Source organism: Vibrio cincinnatiensis (genome assembly GCF_022113815.1).
GTDB classification, from domain to species: domain Bacteria; phylum Pseudomonadota; class Gammaproteobacteria; order Enterobacterales; family Vibrionaceae; genus Vibrio; species Vibrio cincinnatiensis_A.
The window spans coordinates 1-17,010 of sequence record NZ_SGOM01000006.1 but is presented as its reverse complement, the minus strand read 5'-3'; the positions used below and the strand labels follow the sequence as shown (position 1 = coordinate 17,010).

14 protein-coding genes, 2 tRNA genes, 1 riboswitch and 1 other annotated feature are annotated in these 17,010 nt (G+C 43.4%); of the genes, 13 read left to right on the top strand and 3 right to left on the bottom strand.

Annotated elements, in window-relative coordinates:
* Nucleotides 1-6: 6 nt before the first annotated feature.
* Nucleotides 7-1,125 (bottom strand): tRNA 2-thiouridine(34) synthase MnmA, encoded by a 1,119-nt coding sequence (mnmA, locus tag EXA13_RS09080; RefSeq protein WP_238132895.1) that lies wholly within the window; start codon nt 1,123-1,125, stop codon nt 7-9.
* 435 nt (nt 1,126-1,560) lie between these two features.
* On the opposite strand from mnmA, the gene EXA13_RS09075 reads away from it, so the two are divergent.
* Complete coding sequence (locus tag EXA13_RS09075; RefSeq protein WP_238132894.1) at nt 1,561-2,865, top strand: inosine/guanosine kinase; 1,305 nt, start codon at nt 1,561-1,563, stop codon at nt 2,863-2,865.
* Nucleotides 2,866-2,956: 91 nt separating this feature from the next.
* Here the strand turns inward: EXA13_RS09075 and EXA13_RS09070 are convergent, their stop codons facing one another.
* The gene (locus tag EXA13_RS09070; RefSeq protein WP_238130381.1) at nt 2,957-3,370 is read right to left on the bottom strand and encodes an H-NS family nucleoid-associated regulatory protein; all 414 of its coding nucleotides are present in this window, start codon (nt 3,368-3,370) and stop codon (nt 2,957-2,959) included.
* A gap of 489 nt (nt 3,371-3,859) precedes the next feature.
* Nucleotides 3,860-4,073, top strand: a riboswitch (Lysine riboswitch).
* Between the two features lie 106 nt (nt 4,074-4,179).
* Here EXA13_RS09070 and EXA13_RS09065 point away from each other — a divergent pair.
* The 9 genes from EXA13_RS09065 (at nt 4,180) to hisIE (ending at nt 13,274) form a co-directional block, all read left to right on the top strand.
* On the top strand, nt 4,180-5,781 hold the full coding sequence (locus tag EXA13_RS09065) for a Na+/H+ antiporter NhaC family protein (RefSeq protein ID WP_238130382.1): 1,602 nt from the start codon (nt 4,180-4,182) through the stop codon (nt 5,779-5,781).
* Between the two features lie 166 nt (nt 5,782-5,947).
* Nucleotides 5,948-6,085 (top strand) — a sequence feature (His leader region).
* 43 nt (nt 6,086-6,128) lie between these two features.
* The gene (hisG, locus tag EXA13_RS09060) at nt 6,129-7,025 is read left to right on the top strand and encodes an ATP phosphoribosyltransferase (RefSeq protein ID WP_238130383.1); all 897 of its coding nucleotides are present in this window, start codon (nt 6,129-6,131) and stop codon (nt 7,023-7,025) included.
* A gap of 5 nt (nt 7,026-7,030) precedes the next feature.
* On the top strand, nt 7,031-8,323 hold the full coding sequence (hisD, locus tag EXA13_RS09055; RefSeq protein WP_238132893.1) for a histidinol dehydrogenase: 1,293 nt from the start codon (nt 7,031-7,033) through the stop codon (nt 8,321-8,323).
* A gap of 5 nt (nt 8,324-8,328) precedes the next feature.
* Complete coding sequence (gene hisC, locus EXA13_RS09050) at nt 8,329-9,369, top strand: histidinol-phosphate transaminase (protein WP_238132892.1); 1,041 nt, start codon at nt 8,329-8,331, stop codon at nt 9,367-9,369.
* Nucleotides 9,370-9,417: 48 nt separating this feature from the next.
* Entirely contained in the window at nt 9,418-10,491 is a 1,074-nt protein-coding gene (gene hisB, locus EXA13_RS09045) for a bifunctional histidinol-phosphatase/imidazoleglycerol-phosphate dehydratase HisB (RefSeq protein WP_238130386.1), read from the top strand.
* On the top strand, nt 10,491-11,102 hold the full coding sequence (gene hisH, locus EXA13_RS09040; protein WP_238130387.1) for an imidazole glycerol phosphate synthase subunit HisH: 612 nt from the start codon (nt 10,491-10,493) through the stop codon (nt 11,100-11,102). The genes hisB and hisH overlap by 1 nt, the downstream gene beginning before the upstream one ends.
* Before the next feature lie 47 nt (nt 11,103-11,149).
* A complete protein-coding gene (gene hisA, locus EXA13_RS09035) occupies nt 11,150-11,887 on the top strand; it encodes a 1-(5-phosphoribosyl)-5-[(5-phosphoribosylamino)methylideneamino]imidazole-4-carboxamide isomerase (protein WP_238133060.1) in 738 nt (245 codons plus the stop codon).
* On the top strand, nt 11,869-12,642 hold the full coding sequence (gene hisF, locus EXA13_RS09030; RefSeq protein WP_238132891.1) for an imidazole glycerol phosphate synthase subunit HisF: 774 nt from the start codon (nt 11,869-11,871) through the stop codon (nt 12,640-12,642). The genes hisA and hisF overlap by 19 nt, the downstream gene beginning before the upstream one ends.
* Complete coding sequence (gene hisIE, locus EXA13_RS09025) at nt 12,639-13,274, top strand: bifunctional phosphoribosyl-AMP cyclohydrolase/phosphoribosyl-ATP diphosphatase HisIE (RefSeq protein WP_238130389.1); 636 nt, start codon at nt 12,639-12,641, stop codon at nt 13,272-13,274. The genes hisF and hisIE overlap by 4 nt, the downstream gene beginning before the upstream one ends.
* Before the next feature lie 38 nt (nt 13,275-13,312).
* Here the strand turns inward: hisIE and EXA13_RS09020 are convergent, their stop codons facing one another.
* Nucleotides 13,313-14,023 carry a pseudouridine synthase gene (locus EXA13_RS09020; protein WP_238132890.1) on the bottom strand — a complete coding sequence of 237 codons (711 nt, stop codon included), beginning with the start codon at nt 14,021-14,023 and terminating at the stop codon, nt 13,313-13,315.
* A 307-nt stretch (nt 14,024-14,330) separates the two neighbouring features.
* On the opposite strand from EXA13_RS09020, the gene EXA13_RS09015 reads away from it, so the two are divergent.
* The 3 genes from EXA13_RS09015 to EXA13_RS09005 all read left to right on the top strand — a co-directional run bounded on the left by EXA13_RS09015 (nt 14,331) and on the right by EXA13_RS09005 (nt 17,010).
* A complete protein-coding gene (locus EXA13_RS09015) occupies nt 14,331-16,559 on the top strand; it encodes an NADP-dependent isocitrate dehydrogenase (protein ID WP_238132889.1) in 2,229 nt (742 codons plus the stop codon).
* Nucleotides 16,560-16,858: 299 nt separating this feature from the next.
* Nucleotides 16,859-16,932 (top strand) — tRNA-Cys (locus tag EXA13_RS09010).
* 2 nt (nt 16,933-16,934) lie between these two features.
* A tRNA-Gly gene (locus tag EXA13_RS09005) sits at nt 16,935-17,010 on the top strand.

Below are 17,010 nucleotides of genomic sequence, written 5' to 3'. Positions count from 1 at the left end.
AATTGACTATGAGATACGTTGTTCAATAATACCACCACCAAGGCAAACCTCTCCTTGATAAAATACCGCTGACTGCCCAGGGGTTACGGCAATTTGTGGCTCATCGAACATCACTTTGATGTTATTGTCATCGATAGGGATAAGCGTACAAGCAATATCCGTTTGGCGATAACGCGTCTTTACTGTGCAACGAATCGCTTCTGTTATTGGCTGACGTTCGACCCAATGTAGCTGGGATGCGAATAATCCGTGCGATTTTAGCAAGGGGTGATCTGAGCCTTGAACAGCAATCAATACATTTCGCTTTAGATCTTTCTCTGCGACATACCAAGGTTGTTCGGTACCGTCTTTAAGGCCGCCAATATGTAACCCTTTGCGCTGGCCGAGCGTATGGTACATCAAGCCTTGATGTTCACCGATGATTTTTCCTTCCGGTGTTTCAATTTTACCGGGTTGTGCCGGCAAATAGCGAGATAAGAAGTCAGTAAATTTGCGCTCGCCAATAAAACAGATACCGGTTGAATCTTTTTTCTTCGCCGTGACTAGGCCTTGTTCTTCTGCAATTCGGCGTACCTCTGGCTTTTCCAATTCTCCAACTGGAAATAAACTGCGAGCAACTTGTTCATGGCTAAGGGTGTATAAGAAATAGCTTTGATCTTTATTGTTATCAAGCCCTCTCAGCATTTGTGGTTTTTCACCAACCTCAGGGAAGGTACGGCGAACATAGTGACCCATCGCAATGTAGTCAGCATCAAGCACTTCGTCGGCGAACTCTAGAAAAGCTTTAAATTTGATCTCTTTATTACACAGTATATCGGGGTTTGGGGTTCGGCCGGCCTTATATTCAGCTAGAAAATATTCAAACACATTGTCCCAATATTCAGCGGCAAAGTTGATGGTATGTAAATGAATACCTAATTTGTCACAGACAGCTTGAGCATCAGCCAAATCTTCAGCAGCGGTACAGTATTCTTCGTTATCATCTTCTTCCCAGTTTTTCATAAACAGGCCTTCAACTTGATAACCCTGTTGCTGTAATAGATACGCGGAAACGGAGGAATCGACGCCGCCGGACATACCGACAATAACTTTCTTTTGACTATTTATACTGTGAGCTTCTGACATAACTCAATACCACTTAATGAACTTGGGGAAGGATTCTAACAGAAAGATTTTTTTGAGGACAGATCCGAGACCGCAATCACACTTCTTTATGGCGATGATCTGTCCCTTTTTAATGTTATGTTGCAAGGGTGAGGGGCGTTCCTTCTTGGTTTTTTTGACTATTATCTTGATGATTAGGTTTCTATTGTTAAAACAAACGACAAGGCTAAGAAAAAGGAAGCTGAAGAAAGAACGCAATGATATGCATAATTAAACTCTTGGATGGATGTTTTTATTCAAACCTTATGTGTGTTTTTTCCTCTCATTTATTCTAGGGATGAATAATAAAGAAAAAACTCGTTGGCGAAATCGTTTGCTCTTTTTCTGTCAGTTGCTGTTTTATAGCAGAGCGAGTTAGAATCGCCCATCTTTTTATTCCTATGCCGAACCGCTCTTATGAAATTTCCTGGTCAACGTAAGTCAAAACATTATTTTCCTGTCCATGCTCGTGATCCTCTGGTCATTCAGGCTCAAGAAAATAAGAAAATGTCCCGTACACATATTATTGGTATTGACCAAACCTTAGTCGATATTGAAGCGAAAGTAGATTCAGAATTGATTGAACGCTATGGATTAAGTAAGGGACATTCGTTAGTGATTGACGATGAATCAGCGGAAGCGCTTTATCAGGAATTAAAAGATAATCGATTAATTTGTAGTGAGTATGCAGGTGGAACCATTGGTAATACACTTCATAACTATTCAGTGTTGGCCGATGATCGTTCAACCTTATTAGGGGTGATGAGCCAAGATATCGAAATTGGCAGTTATGGTTATCGTTATTTATGCAATACTTCTAGCCGAGTCGATCTTAACTATTTGCAAGGTGTAAATGGGGCAATTGGTCGCTGTTTTGCACTGATTACAGAAGATGGAGAGCGGACATTTGCCATCAGTGAAGGGCAAATGAACCAATTAAGCCCGGAAAGTATTCCTGAGAAAATTTTCAAAAATGCTTCTGCTTTGGTTATTACCGCCTATCTTGTTCGTTGTAAGCCGGGAGATCCCATGCCTGAGGCAACCATGCGTGCGATTGAGTTTGCAAAAAAATATCATGTACCGGTTGTATTAACGCTAGGAACAAAGTTCGTTATTCAAGATGATCCTGAATTTTGGCAAGCTTTCTTGCGAGATCATGTATCCGTTGTCGCAATGAATGAAGATGAAGCATGGGCGTTGACAGGGGAACAAGACCCTCTGGCAGCCTCTGATAAAGCATTGGATTGGGTAGATTTAGTGCTTTGTACCGCAGGCCCTGTTGGTTTATTTATGGCAGGTTATACAGAAGATTCAGCTAAGCGAGAAACAACCTTACCGTTGTTACCCGGTTCTATTGCCGAGTTCAATCGTTATGAATTTAGCCGTCCAGCGAGCCGTCATGGGTGTGAAAATCCGATTCGGGTCTATTCTCATATTGCTCCTTATATGGGAGGGCCGGAAAAAATTAAAAATACGAATGGAGCTGGTGATGCAGCTTTATCTGCGTTGCTACATGATATGGCGGCAAATAAATATCATAAAGAAAATGTGCCAAACTCAAGTAAACATCAACATCAGTTTTTGACTTATTCCTCTTTTTCTCAAGTATGTAAATATTCTAATCGTGCCAGTTATGAAGTGTTGGTACAGCATTCTCCCCGTTTATCTCGTGGTTTACCTGAGCGAGAAGATAGCTTAGAAGAAGCATACTGGGAGCGATAATCTGTTATTTTATGAATAAGAATAATGGTGACTAAAAATAAAAAAGGCTCGAAAACGAGCCTTTTTATCGTTGTTACTTAAACGAATGAAGTTAGATAGCAAAATCTTCAAGAGATTTGCCTGCATCCAATGCTTGTTGGATGACAGAAGGAGTGCGGCCTTGGCCTGTCCATGTTTTTTCCACACCATTGTCCATGTATTTGTATTTTGCTGGACGAGGAGCACGTTTTCCTTTGCCTTTTTTAGCTTTGGTTTTTGTTTCACCAGCAAGCGCAGAAATAAGAGCTTCAACATCAATGCCATCTTTAGCGATTTGTTCAGCAATTGCTGCAAGTTTTGCTTCTTGTTCTGCGAGCGCTGCTTTTTCTTGCTCTTCAATTTCTTTACGCTCTTGCACAACGGTAGTTAATTTATCGAGAGCTTCTTCAAGTTGCTCTAGAGTGAGATCACGAGCATAAGCGCGTAGGCTGCGAATATTTAATAGCGTTTTAGTAAGTTCCGACATTTCGGTTTCCTGTGAGGTAAATTTATTTACAATTCCAATATTAAACCCAGTAATTTATTCTGGCAATATTGATTTTACCTTAATAGTAAAATATTAAGTCAAATTATAATCAAGTGTAAGTTATCTTAATAATAGTATTTTGTGAAAATCGCCCCATTATGACAGTGTTGTATAATTAATCGAAGGGTTTACGTTATATAGGATTAATATATTCACTTTAATGAGATTCATTGCATAGCTATATGTGACGAAATTCTTTCATAGTGATTTATCTTCGCTATTGTTTATGCCTCTTTTTGGTGTTGGTCACTAGATAAAACAAGGTGTGTGGGTGTTTTATCGATTCATTTAGGCGGTGGAATAATAAATACTCGACAATTAACCCGTAGGATAGGTTGCATTGATACTGATGATAAGTACAATGGCCGGCACCTAATGCGAGATTTATAAATAATGTTGAGTCTACTCATCCAGTAGATCACAATAGAGTCTCGACGTAGAGGTGCGGTATTGAAAAGTAATCATGATTGGGGTGATACCAATGAATCATGAAGAAAGGCTTTATCGCCGAAGTGAGTCGTAGATCAAAACGATTTGCTGGGGTTGTCAGCGAATAGGGGCAACACTGCCATAGTCTACATACCAATGCAGGTATTACTTTGCTTGGTATTACCTTGTTAAACTATGGAGCGCTACTGTAGGGTTGGGTGAAGTGTTCACTTCCCTTTCGCTTAGTTCAACATAAGCTGTGCTAGACGCAGCTTGTCTGCAGTAGATCTCTCGCCATTTATTACTGGTTTTTGAAGATCATGAATGTAATTGATTTTGCTTCCTCTCCTTTGTCGGTGCTTCCTCCGTTGATAGCATTGACTTTAGCCATTGTGACTCGTCGAGTATTAGTTTCTTTGGGTGTAGGTATTCTGCTTGGTGCTATCTTATTAGCCGATTTCTCCTTGTCAGGTGCTGTCCGTTATACCGGAGCTCAAGTGGCCAGTGTATTTGTTAAAGACGGCAGCCTAAACACTTGGAACATGAGTATTGTGGGCTTCCTCATTTTACTGGGTATGATGACTGCACTTTTAACCCTGTCTGGTGGCACGCGCGCTTTTGCTGAATGGGCTCAAGTACGCGTCAAAAGTAAACGGGGTTCTAAGCTTTTAGCGGCATTTCTTGGCGTGTTTATCTTTGTTGATGATTACTTTAATAGCTTAGCTGTTGGTTCTATTTCCCGCCCAGTTACGGATCGGTTTTATGTTTCTCGAGCCAAGTTAGCTTATATTTTAGATTCAACCGCGGCACCTATGTGTGTCGTGATGCCTGCCTCTAGCTGGGGGGCTTATATTATGACCATTATCGGTGGCATTTTAGTTTCACACGGGATAACGGATTATTCTCCTCTTGGGGCTTATTTGCGGTTAGTGCCGATGAACTTTTATGCCATTTTTGCTCTGCTGATGGTCTTTGCGGTGGTGTGGTTCCAAATGGATATCGGCCCGATGCGTCGACATGAAATCCAGGCATCACAGGGTCGAGGTTTCGATCAAGATACTGAAAATGATAGCCAAGAAGCCCATGAACTTAATGAAGAGTTAGACATTCCCGAAAGTGATCATGGTAAAGTTTCAGATTTAGTTTTGCCGATTATTTTACTGATCATGGCCACGATTGGAGCCATGTTATATACCGGAGGGCAGGCGCTAGCTTCTGATGGACTGGTTTTTAATGTTTTAGGTGCATTTGAAAATACGGATGTTGGAACGTCATTAATCTATGGTGGATCCGTGGGGTTATTGGCGGCTCTTTTCACGGTTATTAAGCAAAGCCTTCCTATGGGTGATGTGCTTAGTACCATGTGGATTGGAGCACGCTCTATGTTTGGCGCTATCTTAATTTTAATTTTTGCGTGGACAATTGGCTCTGTGATTGGTGACATGAAGACAGGGGCATATTTGTCTTCGCTAGTGCAAGGTAATATCAATCCACATTGGTTACCCGTTATTTTGTTTCTTTTGTCTGGCATTATGGCGTTTTCAACGGGAACATCATGGGGAACGTTTGGTATTATGTTACCGATTGCAGGTGATATGGCAGGGGCGACAGATCTTGCATTGATGTTGCCAATGCTAAGTGCGGTATTAGCCGGTTCTGTGTTTGGTGATCATTGCTCTCCCATTTCTGATACCACAATATTGTCTTCAACTGGGGCGCGTTGTAACCATATTGACCATGTTGCGACTCAATTGCCTTATTCACTTTCTGTCGCTGGTGTGTCGACGGTGGGCTTTATTGTATTGGGTATGACAGCATCACTTTTTGCTGCATTAGCGGCAGCTAGCGTTGCATTTGTGCTAGTGTGTGTTGTTTTTTCTTGGCTTTCCAAGTCAAAAATAGTCACAGAATCTGCTCAATAATCTTCTTTTAACCCAACCTTATTCAAGGTTGGGTTAATTATTTTCGGTATTAAACTGAAAAACCCTTAAATTGCAGTTGCAAAAAAGTTCAAGCTTAGTTAGTGTTGAAAACAGTCGAGCTAACCAGTGTAAAGAAATTAAGTATGCGTAGTTTTGTAATGAATATTCATCATCACCATCATCCCTAGTCAGTCTTTCGGGAGATGTACGCATACCCGGGAGGCAGGATTCTCCCGGCGGTTAAATCAAAAGTGTATTTAGATTTTAAACCCTCGGGAGACCAAACTCTCGAGGGTTTTTTACTATTTGATTTTATAAAATTCAATAAATTGCAAAGGAATCATGTCATGCAAACACAACGCCTAAGAATTGCCATTCAAAAGAAAGGTCGCCTGAGCCAAGAATGTCAGGCACTGCTGAAAAAGTGTGGAGTAAAATTCAATATCATGGGCGAAAGCCTGGTTGTTCATTCACTCAATATGCCGATTGATTTGTTGCTTGTTCGTGATGATGATATTCCCGGTTTGATTATGGACGGTGTCGTTGATTTAGGCTTTGTGGGAGAAAACGTACTCGAAGAGGCGCGATTGGATCGTAAGGCGTTAAATCAACCTAGTCAGTTTGTTGGGTTACGTCGGATGGATTTTGGTGGATGTCGTCTATCGATTGCGATGGATAAAGACGAAGTCTATAACGGGCCTCAAGATTTAAAAGGTAAACGTATTGCAACGACCTATCCTCAGTTACTCAATGCTTATATGAATGAGCAAGGTATTGATTTTAGTACCTGTATGTTGACTGGCTCTGTTGAAGTTGCTCCCCGTGCTGGGCTTGCTGATGCGATTGCTGATTTAGTTTCCACTGGAGCCACTTTGGAAGCGAATGGTTTAAAAGAAGTGGAAGTCATTTTTCAGTCTAAAGCAATGCTAATTCAACGTTCTGGTGATTTTTCAGCGGATAAAGCAGCATTGATTGATAAGTTGCTGACTCGTATGCATGGCGTTCAACAAGCCAAAGAATCAAAATACATTATGCTGCATGCTCCAGTCGAGCGATTACCACAAATTACGGCATTATTGCCAGGGGCGGAAGACCCTACCGTATTACCTCTTTCTGCAGATAAAAGTAAGGTTGCCGTACATTTAGTGAGCTCAGAAAATCTATTCTGGGAAACCATGGAACAGCTGAAAGCACTCGGAGCTAGCTCCATTCTTGTTCTTCCTATTGAAAAAATGATGGAGTAATCGTCATGAGAACGGTGGTTTGGCAATCGTTGAGTGAAACTCAACAAGAATCGGTGTTAGAGCGTCCTGCGATTACTGAAGGTGCAAATATTACGGCTGCAGTCAAAGCAGTAATTGCTCAGGTTCGAGCTGATGGTGATGCCGCTTTGATGGCGTTGACCGAGAAATTTGACCGTGTAAAGCCTGAGTCAATCCGTGTACCACAGGCTGAAATAGATGCGGCTTGTGGACGGCTTTCACAAGAGATGAAACAAGCGCTTGAACAAGCGTATAGCAATATTGTTAAGTTCCATAAGGCGCAAAAGCCTCAACTCGTTAAAGTCGAAACAATGCCCGGTGTCGTTTGTGAACAAGTGACTCGTGCGATCAATAAGGTGGGGCTTTATATTCCTGGAGGAAGTGCACCATTGCCTTCAACAGTATTGATGCTAGGAGTCCCAGCCCAAATAGCAGGTTGTCGCAAAGTGGTACTTTGTTCACCGCCGCCCATTGCGGATGAAATTCTGTATGTGGCGAAGCTGTGTAATATTGATGAAGTTTACAACGTGGGTGGTGGCCAAGCGATTGCTGCAATGGCTTATGGCACAGAAACGGTCACTAAAGTAGATAAAATCTTTGGTCCGGGTAATGCGTATGTCACCGAAGCCAAGCGCCAAGTTAGTAACGATTTCCAAGGCGCTGCTATTGATATGCCAGCTGGCCCGTCTGAAGTATTGGTGATTGCCGATGAAACTGCCGATGCAGAATTTATTGCCGCAGATTTGCTTAGTCAGGCAGAACATGGTCCAGATTCTCAAGTGGTATTAGTGACGCCATCACCTATCATCGCGGATCAAGTCACTGATGCGGTTCAGCGCCAATTGAAAACCCTATCTCGATCCGATATCGCTCAAAAAGCGTTAGCATCAAGCCTGATTATTATTGCCGAATCGGTTACTCAAGCGATTGCGATTTCTAATTATTATGGGCCTGAACACCTGATTGTACAGACGAAAAACCCTCGGGAACTGGTGCCACTATTAGATAATGCAGGGTCTATTTTCCTTGGTGCTTGGTCTCCTGAATCGGTCGGCGATTATGCCTCAGGTACTAACCACGTTTTGCCAACCTACGGCTATACCCGCACTTATTCAAGTTTAGGGCTGGCAGATTTCAGTAAACGCATGACAGTACAAGAGCTTAGTGCGGACGGTTTGAAAGCTTTAGCTCCCACCGTGGTAGCCATGGCGAATGCAGAAGGTTTAGATGCACACAGACGTGCAGTCACCATTCGTATTGATAAGTTACAAAAGGCGTAATCATCATGGAAAAATTGGCTCGTAAACAGGTACAGGCATTAACGCCTTATCTTTCCGCTCGTCGTATTGGGGGCTGTGGTGATGTATGGCTTAATGCCAATGAGTCACCGTTCGATAATGAATATAAAACCGATTTTACCCGTCTTAACCGCTATAGCGATTGTCAGCCTAAAGCTTTGATTCAAGCCTATGCGGATTATGCCGGGGTAAGCCAACAGCAAGTATTAACCTCTCGGGGTGCGGATGAAGGGATTGAATTACTGATTCGTGCTTTTTGTGAGCCTAACGAAGATGCCATTCTATATTGTCCTCCGACTTATGGAATGTATGCGATTAGTGCGGAAACTTTTGGGGTTGAGCGTAAAACCGTTCCCTTGACGGCAGATTGGCAACTGGACTTGCCGACAATTAAGGCCAGTCTTGATAACGTTAAGCTGGTGTTTGTCTGTAGCCCAAATAACCCAACGGGTAACCTAGTTAAACGTGAAGATATCATAGCTTTACTCGAGATGACCAAAGATCGCGCCATTGTGGTAATGGATGAAGCTTACATTGATTTTTGCCCTGAGGCATCCACCGTGGATCTGCTGGCGGATTACCCCAATTTAGCCATTTTACGAACCTTGTCAAAAGCGTTTGCTTTGGCAGGGTTACGTTGCGGGTTCACGTTGGCTAATGCATCGATTATCGATGTATTACTCAAGGTTATTGCCCCTTATCCGGTTCCTGTCCCTGTTGCAGAAATTGCAACGCAAGCACTTTCAGAAGCTGGGCTAGCACGCGCTAAGTTTCAAGTTTTGGATCTCAATGCGAATCGCGCTTACTTGCAAGTGGGGTTGCAGATGATCGAGGGAATCAAGGTTTTTGAAGGGTGGGGGAATTATCTACTTGTCCAATTTCCTAATGGTGATGCCTTGTTTAAAGCCGCTTGGGAACACGGAATTATTTTACGTAATTCACCGATTGAGCATTGTGTTCGTATTTCGGTTGGCAACCGTGAAGAGTGTGAAAAGACCGTCGCTTTTATTCGCAATTATTATCAATAAATAGGATGCAAGCGTATACGCTTGCATCAAAAAGAAAAGGATATTCTCGTGAGCATGAAACAAAAAATTCTCTTTATTGACCGTGACGGTACCTTAATTGTTGAGCCACCGATTGATTTTCAGGTGGATCGTTTAGATAAGCTGAAGCTAGAGCCTAATGTGATTCCGAGCCTTTTGACTTTACAAGCGGCCGGATACCGTTTAGTTATGGTGACGAATCAAGACGGGTTAGGAACGGAAAGCTACCCTCAAGAAGATTTTGATGCGCCCCACACCATGATGATGGAAATTTTCCAATCTCAGGGCGTTATGTTTGATGATGTATTGATTTGTCCGCATTTCGAAAAAGATCATTGCTCATGCCGAAAACCTAAGCTTGGGCTTGTCAAAGAATATCTGCATAGTGGCAAAGTGGATTTCAAACACTCTGCGGTGATTGGTGACCGTGTTACCGATTTACAATTGGCTGAAAATATGGCGATTCGAGGTATCCAATACCATCCTAAGACCATGAGTTGGCCTGAAATTGTTAGAACTTTGACCATCCAAGAGCGCAAAGCTGAGGTGGTAAGAAAAACGAAAGAAACCGATATTCAAGTCGCGGTTAATCTTGATCAAAGTGGTGGCAATCACATTGAAACGGGGTTGGGCTTTTTTGACCACATGTTGGATCAAATTGCTACCCATGGCGGGTTTCAACTGAAATTAACGGTTAAAGGTGATCTGCATATTGATGATCATCATACTGTAGAAGATACCGCATTGGCCCTTGGGCAGGCATTGAGAGAAGCGCTTGGGGATAAACGTGGTATTGGTCGTTTTGGCTTTACGCTGCCGATGGATGAATGTTTAGCACAATGTGCATTAGATTTATCCGGCCGCCCATATTTAAAATTTTCCGCTGAGTTTAGTCGTCCACAAGTGGGGGATTTTTCAACGGAGATGGTTTATCACTTCTTCCGCTCATTGACGGATACCTTGGCGTGCACCTTACACCTTTCTACGGTGGGTGAGAATGATCACCACATGATTGAAAGTTTATTCAAAGCGTTTGGCCGTACACTTCGCCAAGCTATTCAGGTACAAGGGAATGAATTACCAAGTAGCAAAGGAGTGCTGTAATGACTCAACAGATCGTTATTATTGATACTGGGTGTGCCAATATCTCTTCTGTTAAGTTTGCCGTTGAACGCTTGGGTTACCCTGTCACGATATCGAAAGATCCAGCGGTCGTATTAGCTGCAGATAAACTATTCTTGCCTGGAGTCGGAACCGCCAGTGAGGCGATGCATAACTTGGCGCAGCGCCATTTAATTGAGTTGGTCAAACAGGTAGAAAAGCCGTTGCTAGGCATTTGCCTTGGCATGCAACTGATGGGCAAGCTATCAGAAGAGAAGGGACAAAAGGCTCAAGAAACGGTTGAGTGCTTGGGGCTGGTTGGTGGTGAAGTTCGCCGAATGCAAACACAAGGTCTGCCTTTACCCCATATGGGCTGGAATACGGTGTCTGCAACGTCTGGTCACCCGTTATTTGCAGGCATTGAAGAAGGCGAGTACTTCTATTTTGTGCACAGTTTTGCCATGCCGGTTGGCGACTACACCATAGCAGAGTGTCAATATGGCCAGCCTTTTAGTGCGGCAATTCAACATGGCAACTACTATGGCGTTCAATTTCATCCAGAGCGCTCATCAAAAGCTGGCTCCAAGTTAATTGACAATTTTTTGAAACTTTAAGGATAGTCGTTTGGCCGATAAGGCTAAACCACCATTAAGGAGAAATGATGATTATTCCCGCATTAGATTTAATTGATGGCCAAGTTGTTCGCCTTTATCAGGGGGATTATGGGCAAGTCACCGAATATAAAGTGGACCCCGCTGAACAATTCAACCTTTATCACCAAGCTGGTGCAAACTGGCTTCATCTAGTGGATCTTACGGGTGCAAAAGACACCTCAGCTCGTCAGTTAACGTTGATTGCAACCCTATTGGCCAGCACGCCAGCTAATATTCAAATTGGCGGTGGCGTGCGTAGTGAACAAGATGTGATTGATTTACTCAACGCCGGTGCTCAGCGTGTCGTGGTTGGTTCAACCGCGGTCAAACAACCTGAATTAGTTAAAGGTTGGATGGAAAAATACGGAGCGGAGAAAATTGTTCTCGCATTGGATATCAATATTGATCGTGATGGCTCACGTAAAGTCGCTATTTCTGGCTGGCAAGAAGACTCAGGGGTAACCATCGAAGCATTATTGGATGATTACCTCACGGTGGGTCTACAGCATGTTTTGTGTACCGACATTTCTCGTGATGGAACGCTGACAGGCTCTAATGTGGCGCTGTATGTCGATTTATGCCAGCAGTATCCACAAATTCAATTCCAGTCTTCGGGTGGTATCGGCAGTTTAGCAGACATTGAAGCGTTGAAAGGCAGTGGAGTCGCCGGTGTTATTGTTGGTCGAGCACTATTAGAGGGTAAGTTTACCGCACAGGAGGCGTTCTCATGCTGGCAAAGCGAATAATTCCTTGTCTAGACGTTCGTGATGGTCAAGTCGTTAAAGGTGTTCAGTTTCGTAATCATGAAATCATAGGTGATATCGTACCGTTGGCTAAACGCTATGCAGAAGAAGGCGCAGATGAGCTGGTTTTTTACGATATTACGGCATCCAGTGATGGTCGAGTCGTCGATAAAAGCTGGGTATCACGGGTTGCTGAAGTGATCGATATTCCTTTCTGTGTCGCGGGTGGGATCAAATCGACAGACGATGCTGCGCGTATTTTAGAGTTTGGTGCAGATAAAGTGTCCATTAATTCGCCAGCATTAGCCAACCCTCAATTGATCACCGATCTTGCGGATAAATTTGGTGTGCAATGTATTGTCGTAGGGATCGATTCCTATTTTGATAAAGAAACGGGCAAATACCAAGTTTATCAATTTACAGGGGATGAAACGCGGACAAAAGCGACGCAGTGGCAAACTCAAGATTGGGTTCAAGAGGTTCAAACACGGGGAGCGGGTGAAATTGTTCTTAACATGATGAACCAAGACGGGGTTCGTAATGGGTATGACCTTGAACAATTGAAGATGATTCGAGCTGTATGCCAAGTGCCCCTGATTGCTTCTGGTGGCGCGGGGGCGATGGAACACTTTGCTGACGCCTTTAAGTTAACCCATGTGGATGGTGCGCTGGCAGCCTCTGTCTTCCATAAACAGATTATTAATATCGGTGAACTGAAGCAGTATTTAAAACAACAACAAATCGAGGTAAGACGATGAGCCTAACTACGCAAAGCCCAATGGCGCTCTCAGACCGAATCAATTGGGAAAAGGTTGACGGTCTTATCCCGGCGATTATTCAAGACTTCACCTCAAGTCAAGTATTGATGATGGGGTATATGAATCAGCAAGCGTTGGCAAAAACGTTGGAAACGGAACAAGTGACCTTTTATTCACGCTCAAAACAGCGGTTATGGACCAAAGGGGAAACGTCTGGGCATATTTTGCAACTGAAAAATATCGCCTTGGACTGTGATCACGATACCTTATTAGTCAAAGTTAACCCCGTTGGCCCCACCTGTCATACCGGAGCAACAACCTGCTGGGATGGTGATGAGCAAGAGGAATCACAATGGGTATGGCTTCATCAACTTGAGCAATTATTGTCTGCCCGCAAGAGTGCCGATCCTGAATCCTCTTATACCGCTAGCCTTTATGCGCGTGGCACCAAGCGTATTTCGCAAAAAGTGGGCGAAGAAGGGGTTGAAGTCGCGCTTGCGGCGACGTCGGGCGATAAGGCGGAATTGATTTGTGAGTCAGCGGATCTTATTTATCACTTACTGGTTCTGTTACAAGATCAAGGGTTATCAATGAGCGATGTAATAGATAAACTCAAAGAGCGCCATCAATAACAATAATGCCCCAGCGATGGGGTATTATCCTAATATGGTTACATGGTAATTTCTTTCCACTGTCCTGGCTGTAGCTCGCCAAGGGTTGTGTTGCCCATGGAATAGCGAATGAGGCGTAAGGTGGGATAACCAATATGCGCCGTCATTCGCCTTACTTGACGGTTGCGCCCTTCAATAATAGTGATTGCTAGCCAAGTGGTGGGTATATTGGCACGAAAACGAACAGGTGGGGTTCGTTGCCAGACGTTTGGCTCATCCATTCGTTCGACTTGTGCTGGAAGTGTTGGACCATCTTTCAATGTTACCCCTTTCCTTAATTTATCGAGATCATCTTCGGTTGGGTTACCTTCGACTTGAACCCAATAGGTTTTGGGTGATTTAGAGGTAGGTTGAGTGAGCCTTGCTTGCAAAATACCATCATTGGTAAGAATCATTAATCCTTCACTGTCTCTATCCAGCCTTCCAGCCGCATATATTTCTTTTATCGGGATAAAATCTGCGAGCGTTTGCCGACCTTGCCCATCAGTAAATTGGCTCAAGGTATCATAAGGTTTATTGAAAATAATGACTTTACGCAATTCGGGTGAAATGGGTGTTTTTTTTATCTCAGAAGCGTTTTTTTTCTGATGAGATTTTGAGCGATGCGGAGCGTCTGAACGTACAGAACAAGAGTGTTTTTGCTGTTTTAAATGAGAATGACTTTTTGAGGACGAAGCGGAGCGGAACGCGCTACGTGAGCGGGAAGACATGTTAACTACCTTGCAAAAATGTGAATGGTTTGTGTTTGATTGTTTTATATTTTCCCTGTTTGAGCTATTATCTGCGCGCCCGAAAACAGGATTGTTGGATAAGATGATAGACTATTATCTTGGTTTTGTTTAATTATAACGATCTTCACTCACGGACTAAGTCGAAAACCACTTGCTGGTAAGAACCGGGATTAGAAAGAGTGAGACAATCGTATACAAGTATTGGGGATGTTGCACCGACTTGTATACGGACATTCACACAGTGCTATATCATCCCATAGTGCTGTTAGAACAATAGGGAAAGTTCATGCCTACAGATAAACCTACCATTATTTATACTATTACTGATGAAGCTCCGGCATTGGCCACTTATTCACTACTGCCAATTATTCAATCATTCACGGCTTCGTCAGGCATCAACGTGGAAACGCGTGATATTTCGTTAGCTGGACGTATTCTTGCCAACTTCCCTGAACATTTGAAAGAAGAACAAAAAGTCGGAGATGCACTGACAGAGTTAGGGGAATTAGCACAAACTCCTGAAGCGAATATCATTAAATTACCCAACATTTCAGCTTCTGTTCCTCAGCTCAGAGCGGCGATTAAAGAGTTACAAGAAAAAGGATTTTCTCTTCCTGATTATCCCGCTGAGCCAAGTACTTATGAGCAAGAGGCTATAAAAGCGACCTACGATAAAATCAAGGGAAGTGCAGTTAACCCAGTTTTGCGCGAAGGAAACTCTGACCGCCGAGCGCCAACGTCGGTAAAAAACTATGCGAAGAAGAATCCGCATTCTATGGGGGCATGGTCAAAAGAGTCCAAATCACACGTTGCGAGCATGGAAGAGAAAGATTTCTTTGGAACCGAACAGTCTTTAACCATGGATGGAGCAACAGAAGTCTCGATTGAATTTGTGGGGCACGATGGTAAGCATAAAATACTGAAGAAGCCTTTTGCTTTGTTAGATAAAGAAATCATCGACAGCAGTGTAATGAGTAAAAAAGCACTGATTGAATTCTTTGAAAAAGAAATTGCAGAAGCCAAAAAACAAGATGTACTGCTTTCTTTGCATATGAAAGCCACCATGATGAAAGTTTCCGATCCGGTGATTTTTGGTTATGCGGTTAAGGTGTACTACCAAGACGTATTTGAAAAATATGGAGCGCTGTTTGAGCAGTTGGGGGTAGATGTTAATAATGGTCTTGGTGATGTATATGCGAAAATTCAAACATTACCAGAAGCTCAGCGTGAAGAGATCGAGTCTGCCATTCAAGCGGTTTATGCGACACAGCCTGCGTTAGCGATGGTGGATTCTGATCGTGGAATTACCAACCTTCATGTGCCTAGTGACATCATTGTGGATGCTTCAATGCCGGCGATGATCCGTTCATCGGGTCAGATGTGGGGGCCAGATGGTAAACAAAAAGATACCAAGGCGATGATTCCAGACCGTTGCTACTCTGGGGTTTATCAAGCCGTTATTGACTTCTGCCGAGAAAATGGTGCATTTGACCCAACCACGATGGGCAGTGTGCCAAACGTCGGGTTAATGGCACAAAAAGCAGAAGAGTACGGTTCACATGATAAAACCTTCATTATGGATGCCGATGGTGCGGTACGCATTATTGATAGAGCCGGAAATATATTCTTAGAACAAGCGGTAGAAGCGGGGGATATCTTCCGTATGTGCCAGGTGAAAGATGCTCCGATCCAAGATTGGGTGAAATTGGCGGTTAACCGAGCTCGTGCAACGGGTGTTCCTGCTATTTTCTGGCTAGATAGCGATCGTGCTCACGATGCTGAATTGATTAAAAAAGTGAATCAGTATTTACCCGAACACGATACAACGGGATTAGAAATACAGATTCTCTCTCCTGTTGAGGCTACGTTGTACACCTTGGCTCGCATGAAAGAGGGGAAAGATACTATTTCTGTAACTGGTAACGTATTGCGTGATTACCTTACCGACCTTTTTCCCATCCTTGAGTTGGGCACGTCGGCGAAAATGCTTTCTATCGTTCCATTAATGAATGGGGGTGGCTTGTTTGAAACAGGGGCGGGAGGTTCAGCACCGAAACATGTTCAGCAAGTCCAAAAAGAAAACCACTTACGTTGGGATTCATTAGGTGAGTTCTTAGCATTGGCAGCATCGTTAGAGCATTTAAGTATGGTTTCGGGAAATACCAAGGCTCAAATCTTAGCCGATGCGCTGGATAAAGCGACCGGGAAATTTTTAGATAACAATAAATCCCCGTCACGTAAAGTCGGTGAGCTAGATAACCGTGGCAGTCATTATTATCTTGCGACTTATTGGGCTGAAGCATTGACAGAGCAAACCCAAGATGCAGAATTGGCGGCTGAGTTTGCTCCGATAGCCAAACAACTGAGCGAACAAGAAGCGCAGATCATTCAAGAGCTCAACGAAGCGCAAGGTAAACCGGGAGAGCTTGGGGGGTACTATGCGCCAGTGTTTGAGAAAGTCTCCGCGTTAATGCGCCCAAGCCAGACGTTCAATAATATTATTGAGCGAGCATAAGAGTCAGGCTAAGTCAGACTAAAAAGTATCACTTAGCCGATTTTCATGAATAAATACCAAGTCCGCTATTGAGAAATGAGTAGCGGATTTTTTTATAAATACTTAGCTTATGTTTGTTATCTTGAGGAAAAATAGACAGTTTTTGCTAAAAAATTGAGCAAAGAAATCGTTTTTGAATGCAAAATAGTCAAACGATTTAAAAAGCAAAAAAATTCTGTTGACTCATTGCATCGAATCCGTAGAATGCATCCCGTACTCAAGAGCAACGCGATAGATAAGCAAGCGGTTTGAGTTTTGACGGCGCGTTGGCAGAGTGGCCATGCAGCGGATTGCAAATCCGTGGACCTCGGTTCGACTCCGGGACGCGCCTCCATTGCGACACTAGCTCAGTTGGTAGAGCGCAACCTTGCCAAGGTTGAGGTCACGAGTTCGAACCTCGTGTGTCGCTCCA

What these genes read in the sequence shown, in the direction of transcription:
- mnmA (WP_238132895.1), bottom strand. Translation starts at nt 1,125, where the DNA reads ATGTCAGAAGCTCACAGTATAAATAGTCAAAAGAAAGTTATTGTCGGT.
- EXA13_RS09075 (WP_238132894.1), top strand. Translation starts at nt 1,561, where the DNA reads ATGAAATTTCCTGGTCAACGTAAGTCAAAACATTATTTTCCTGTCCAT.
- EXA13_RS09070 (WP_238130381.1), bottom strand. Translation starts at nt 3,370, where the DNA reads ATGTCGGAACTTACTAAAACGCTATTAAATATTCGCAGCCTACGCGCT.
- EXA13_RS09065 (WP_238130382.1), top strand. Translation starts at nt 4,180, where the DNA reads ATGAATGTAATTGATTTTGCTTCCTCTCCTTTGTCGGTGCTTCCTCCG.
- hisG (WP_238130383.1), top strand. Translation starts at nt 6,129, where the DNA reads ATGCAAACACAACGCCTAAGAATTGCCATTCAAAAGAAAGGTCGCCTG.
- hisD (WP_238132893.1), top strand. Translation starts at nt 7,031, where the DNA reads ATGAGAACGGTGGTTTGGCAATCGTTGAGTGAAACTCAACAAGAATCG.
- hisC (WP_238132892.1), top strand. Translation starts at nt 8,329, where the DNA reads ATGGAAAAATTGGCTCGTAAACAGGTACAGGCATTAACGCCTTATCTT.
- hisH (WP_238130387.1), top strand. Translation starts at nt 10,491, where the DNA reads ATGACTCAACAGATCGTTATTATTGATACTGGGTGTGCCAATATCTCT.
- hisA (WP_238133060.1), top strand. Translation starts at nt 11,150, where the DNA reads ATGATTATTCCCGCATTAGATTTAATTGATGGCCAAGTTGTTCGCCTT.
- hisF (WP_238132891.1), top strand. Translation starts at nt 11,869, where the DNA reads ATGCTGGCAAAGCGAATAATTCCTTGTCTAGACGTTCGTGATGGTCAA.
- hisIE (WP_238130389.1), top strand. Translation starts at nt 12,639, where the DNA reads ATGAGCCTAACTACGCAAAGCCCAATGGCGCTCTCAGACCGAATCAAT.
- EXA13_RS09020 (WP_238132890.1), bottom strand. Translation starts at nt 14,023, where the DNA reads ATGTCTTCCCGCTCACGTAGCGCGTTCCGCTCCGCTTCGTCCTCAAAA.
- EXA13_RS09015 (WP_238132889.1), top strand. Translation starts at nt 14,331, where the DNA reads ATGCCTACAGATAAACCTACCATTATTTATACTATTACTGATGAAGCT.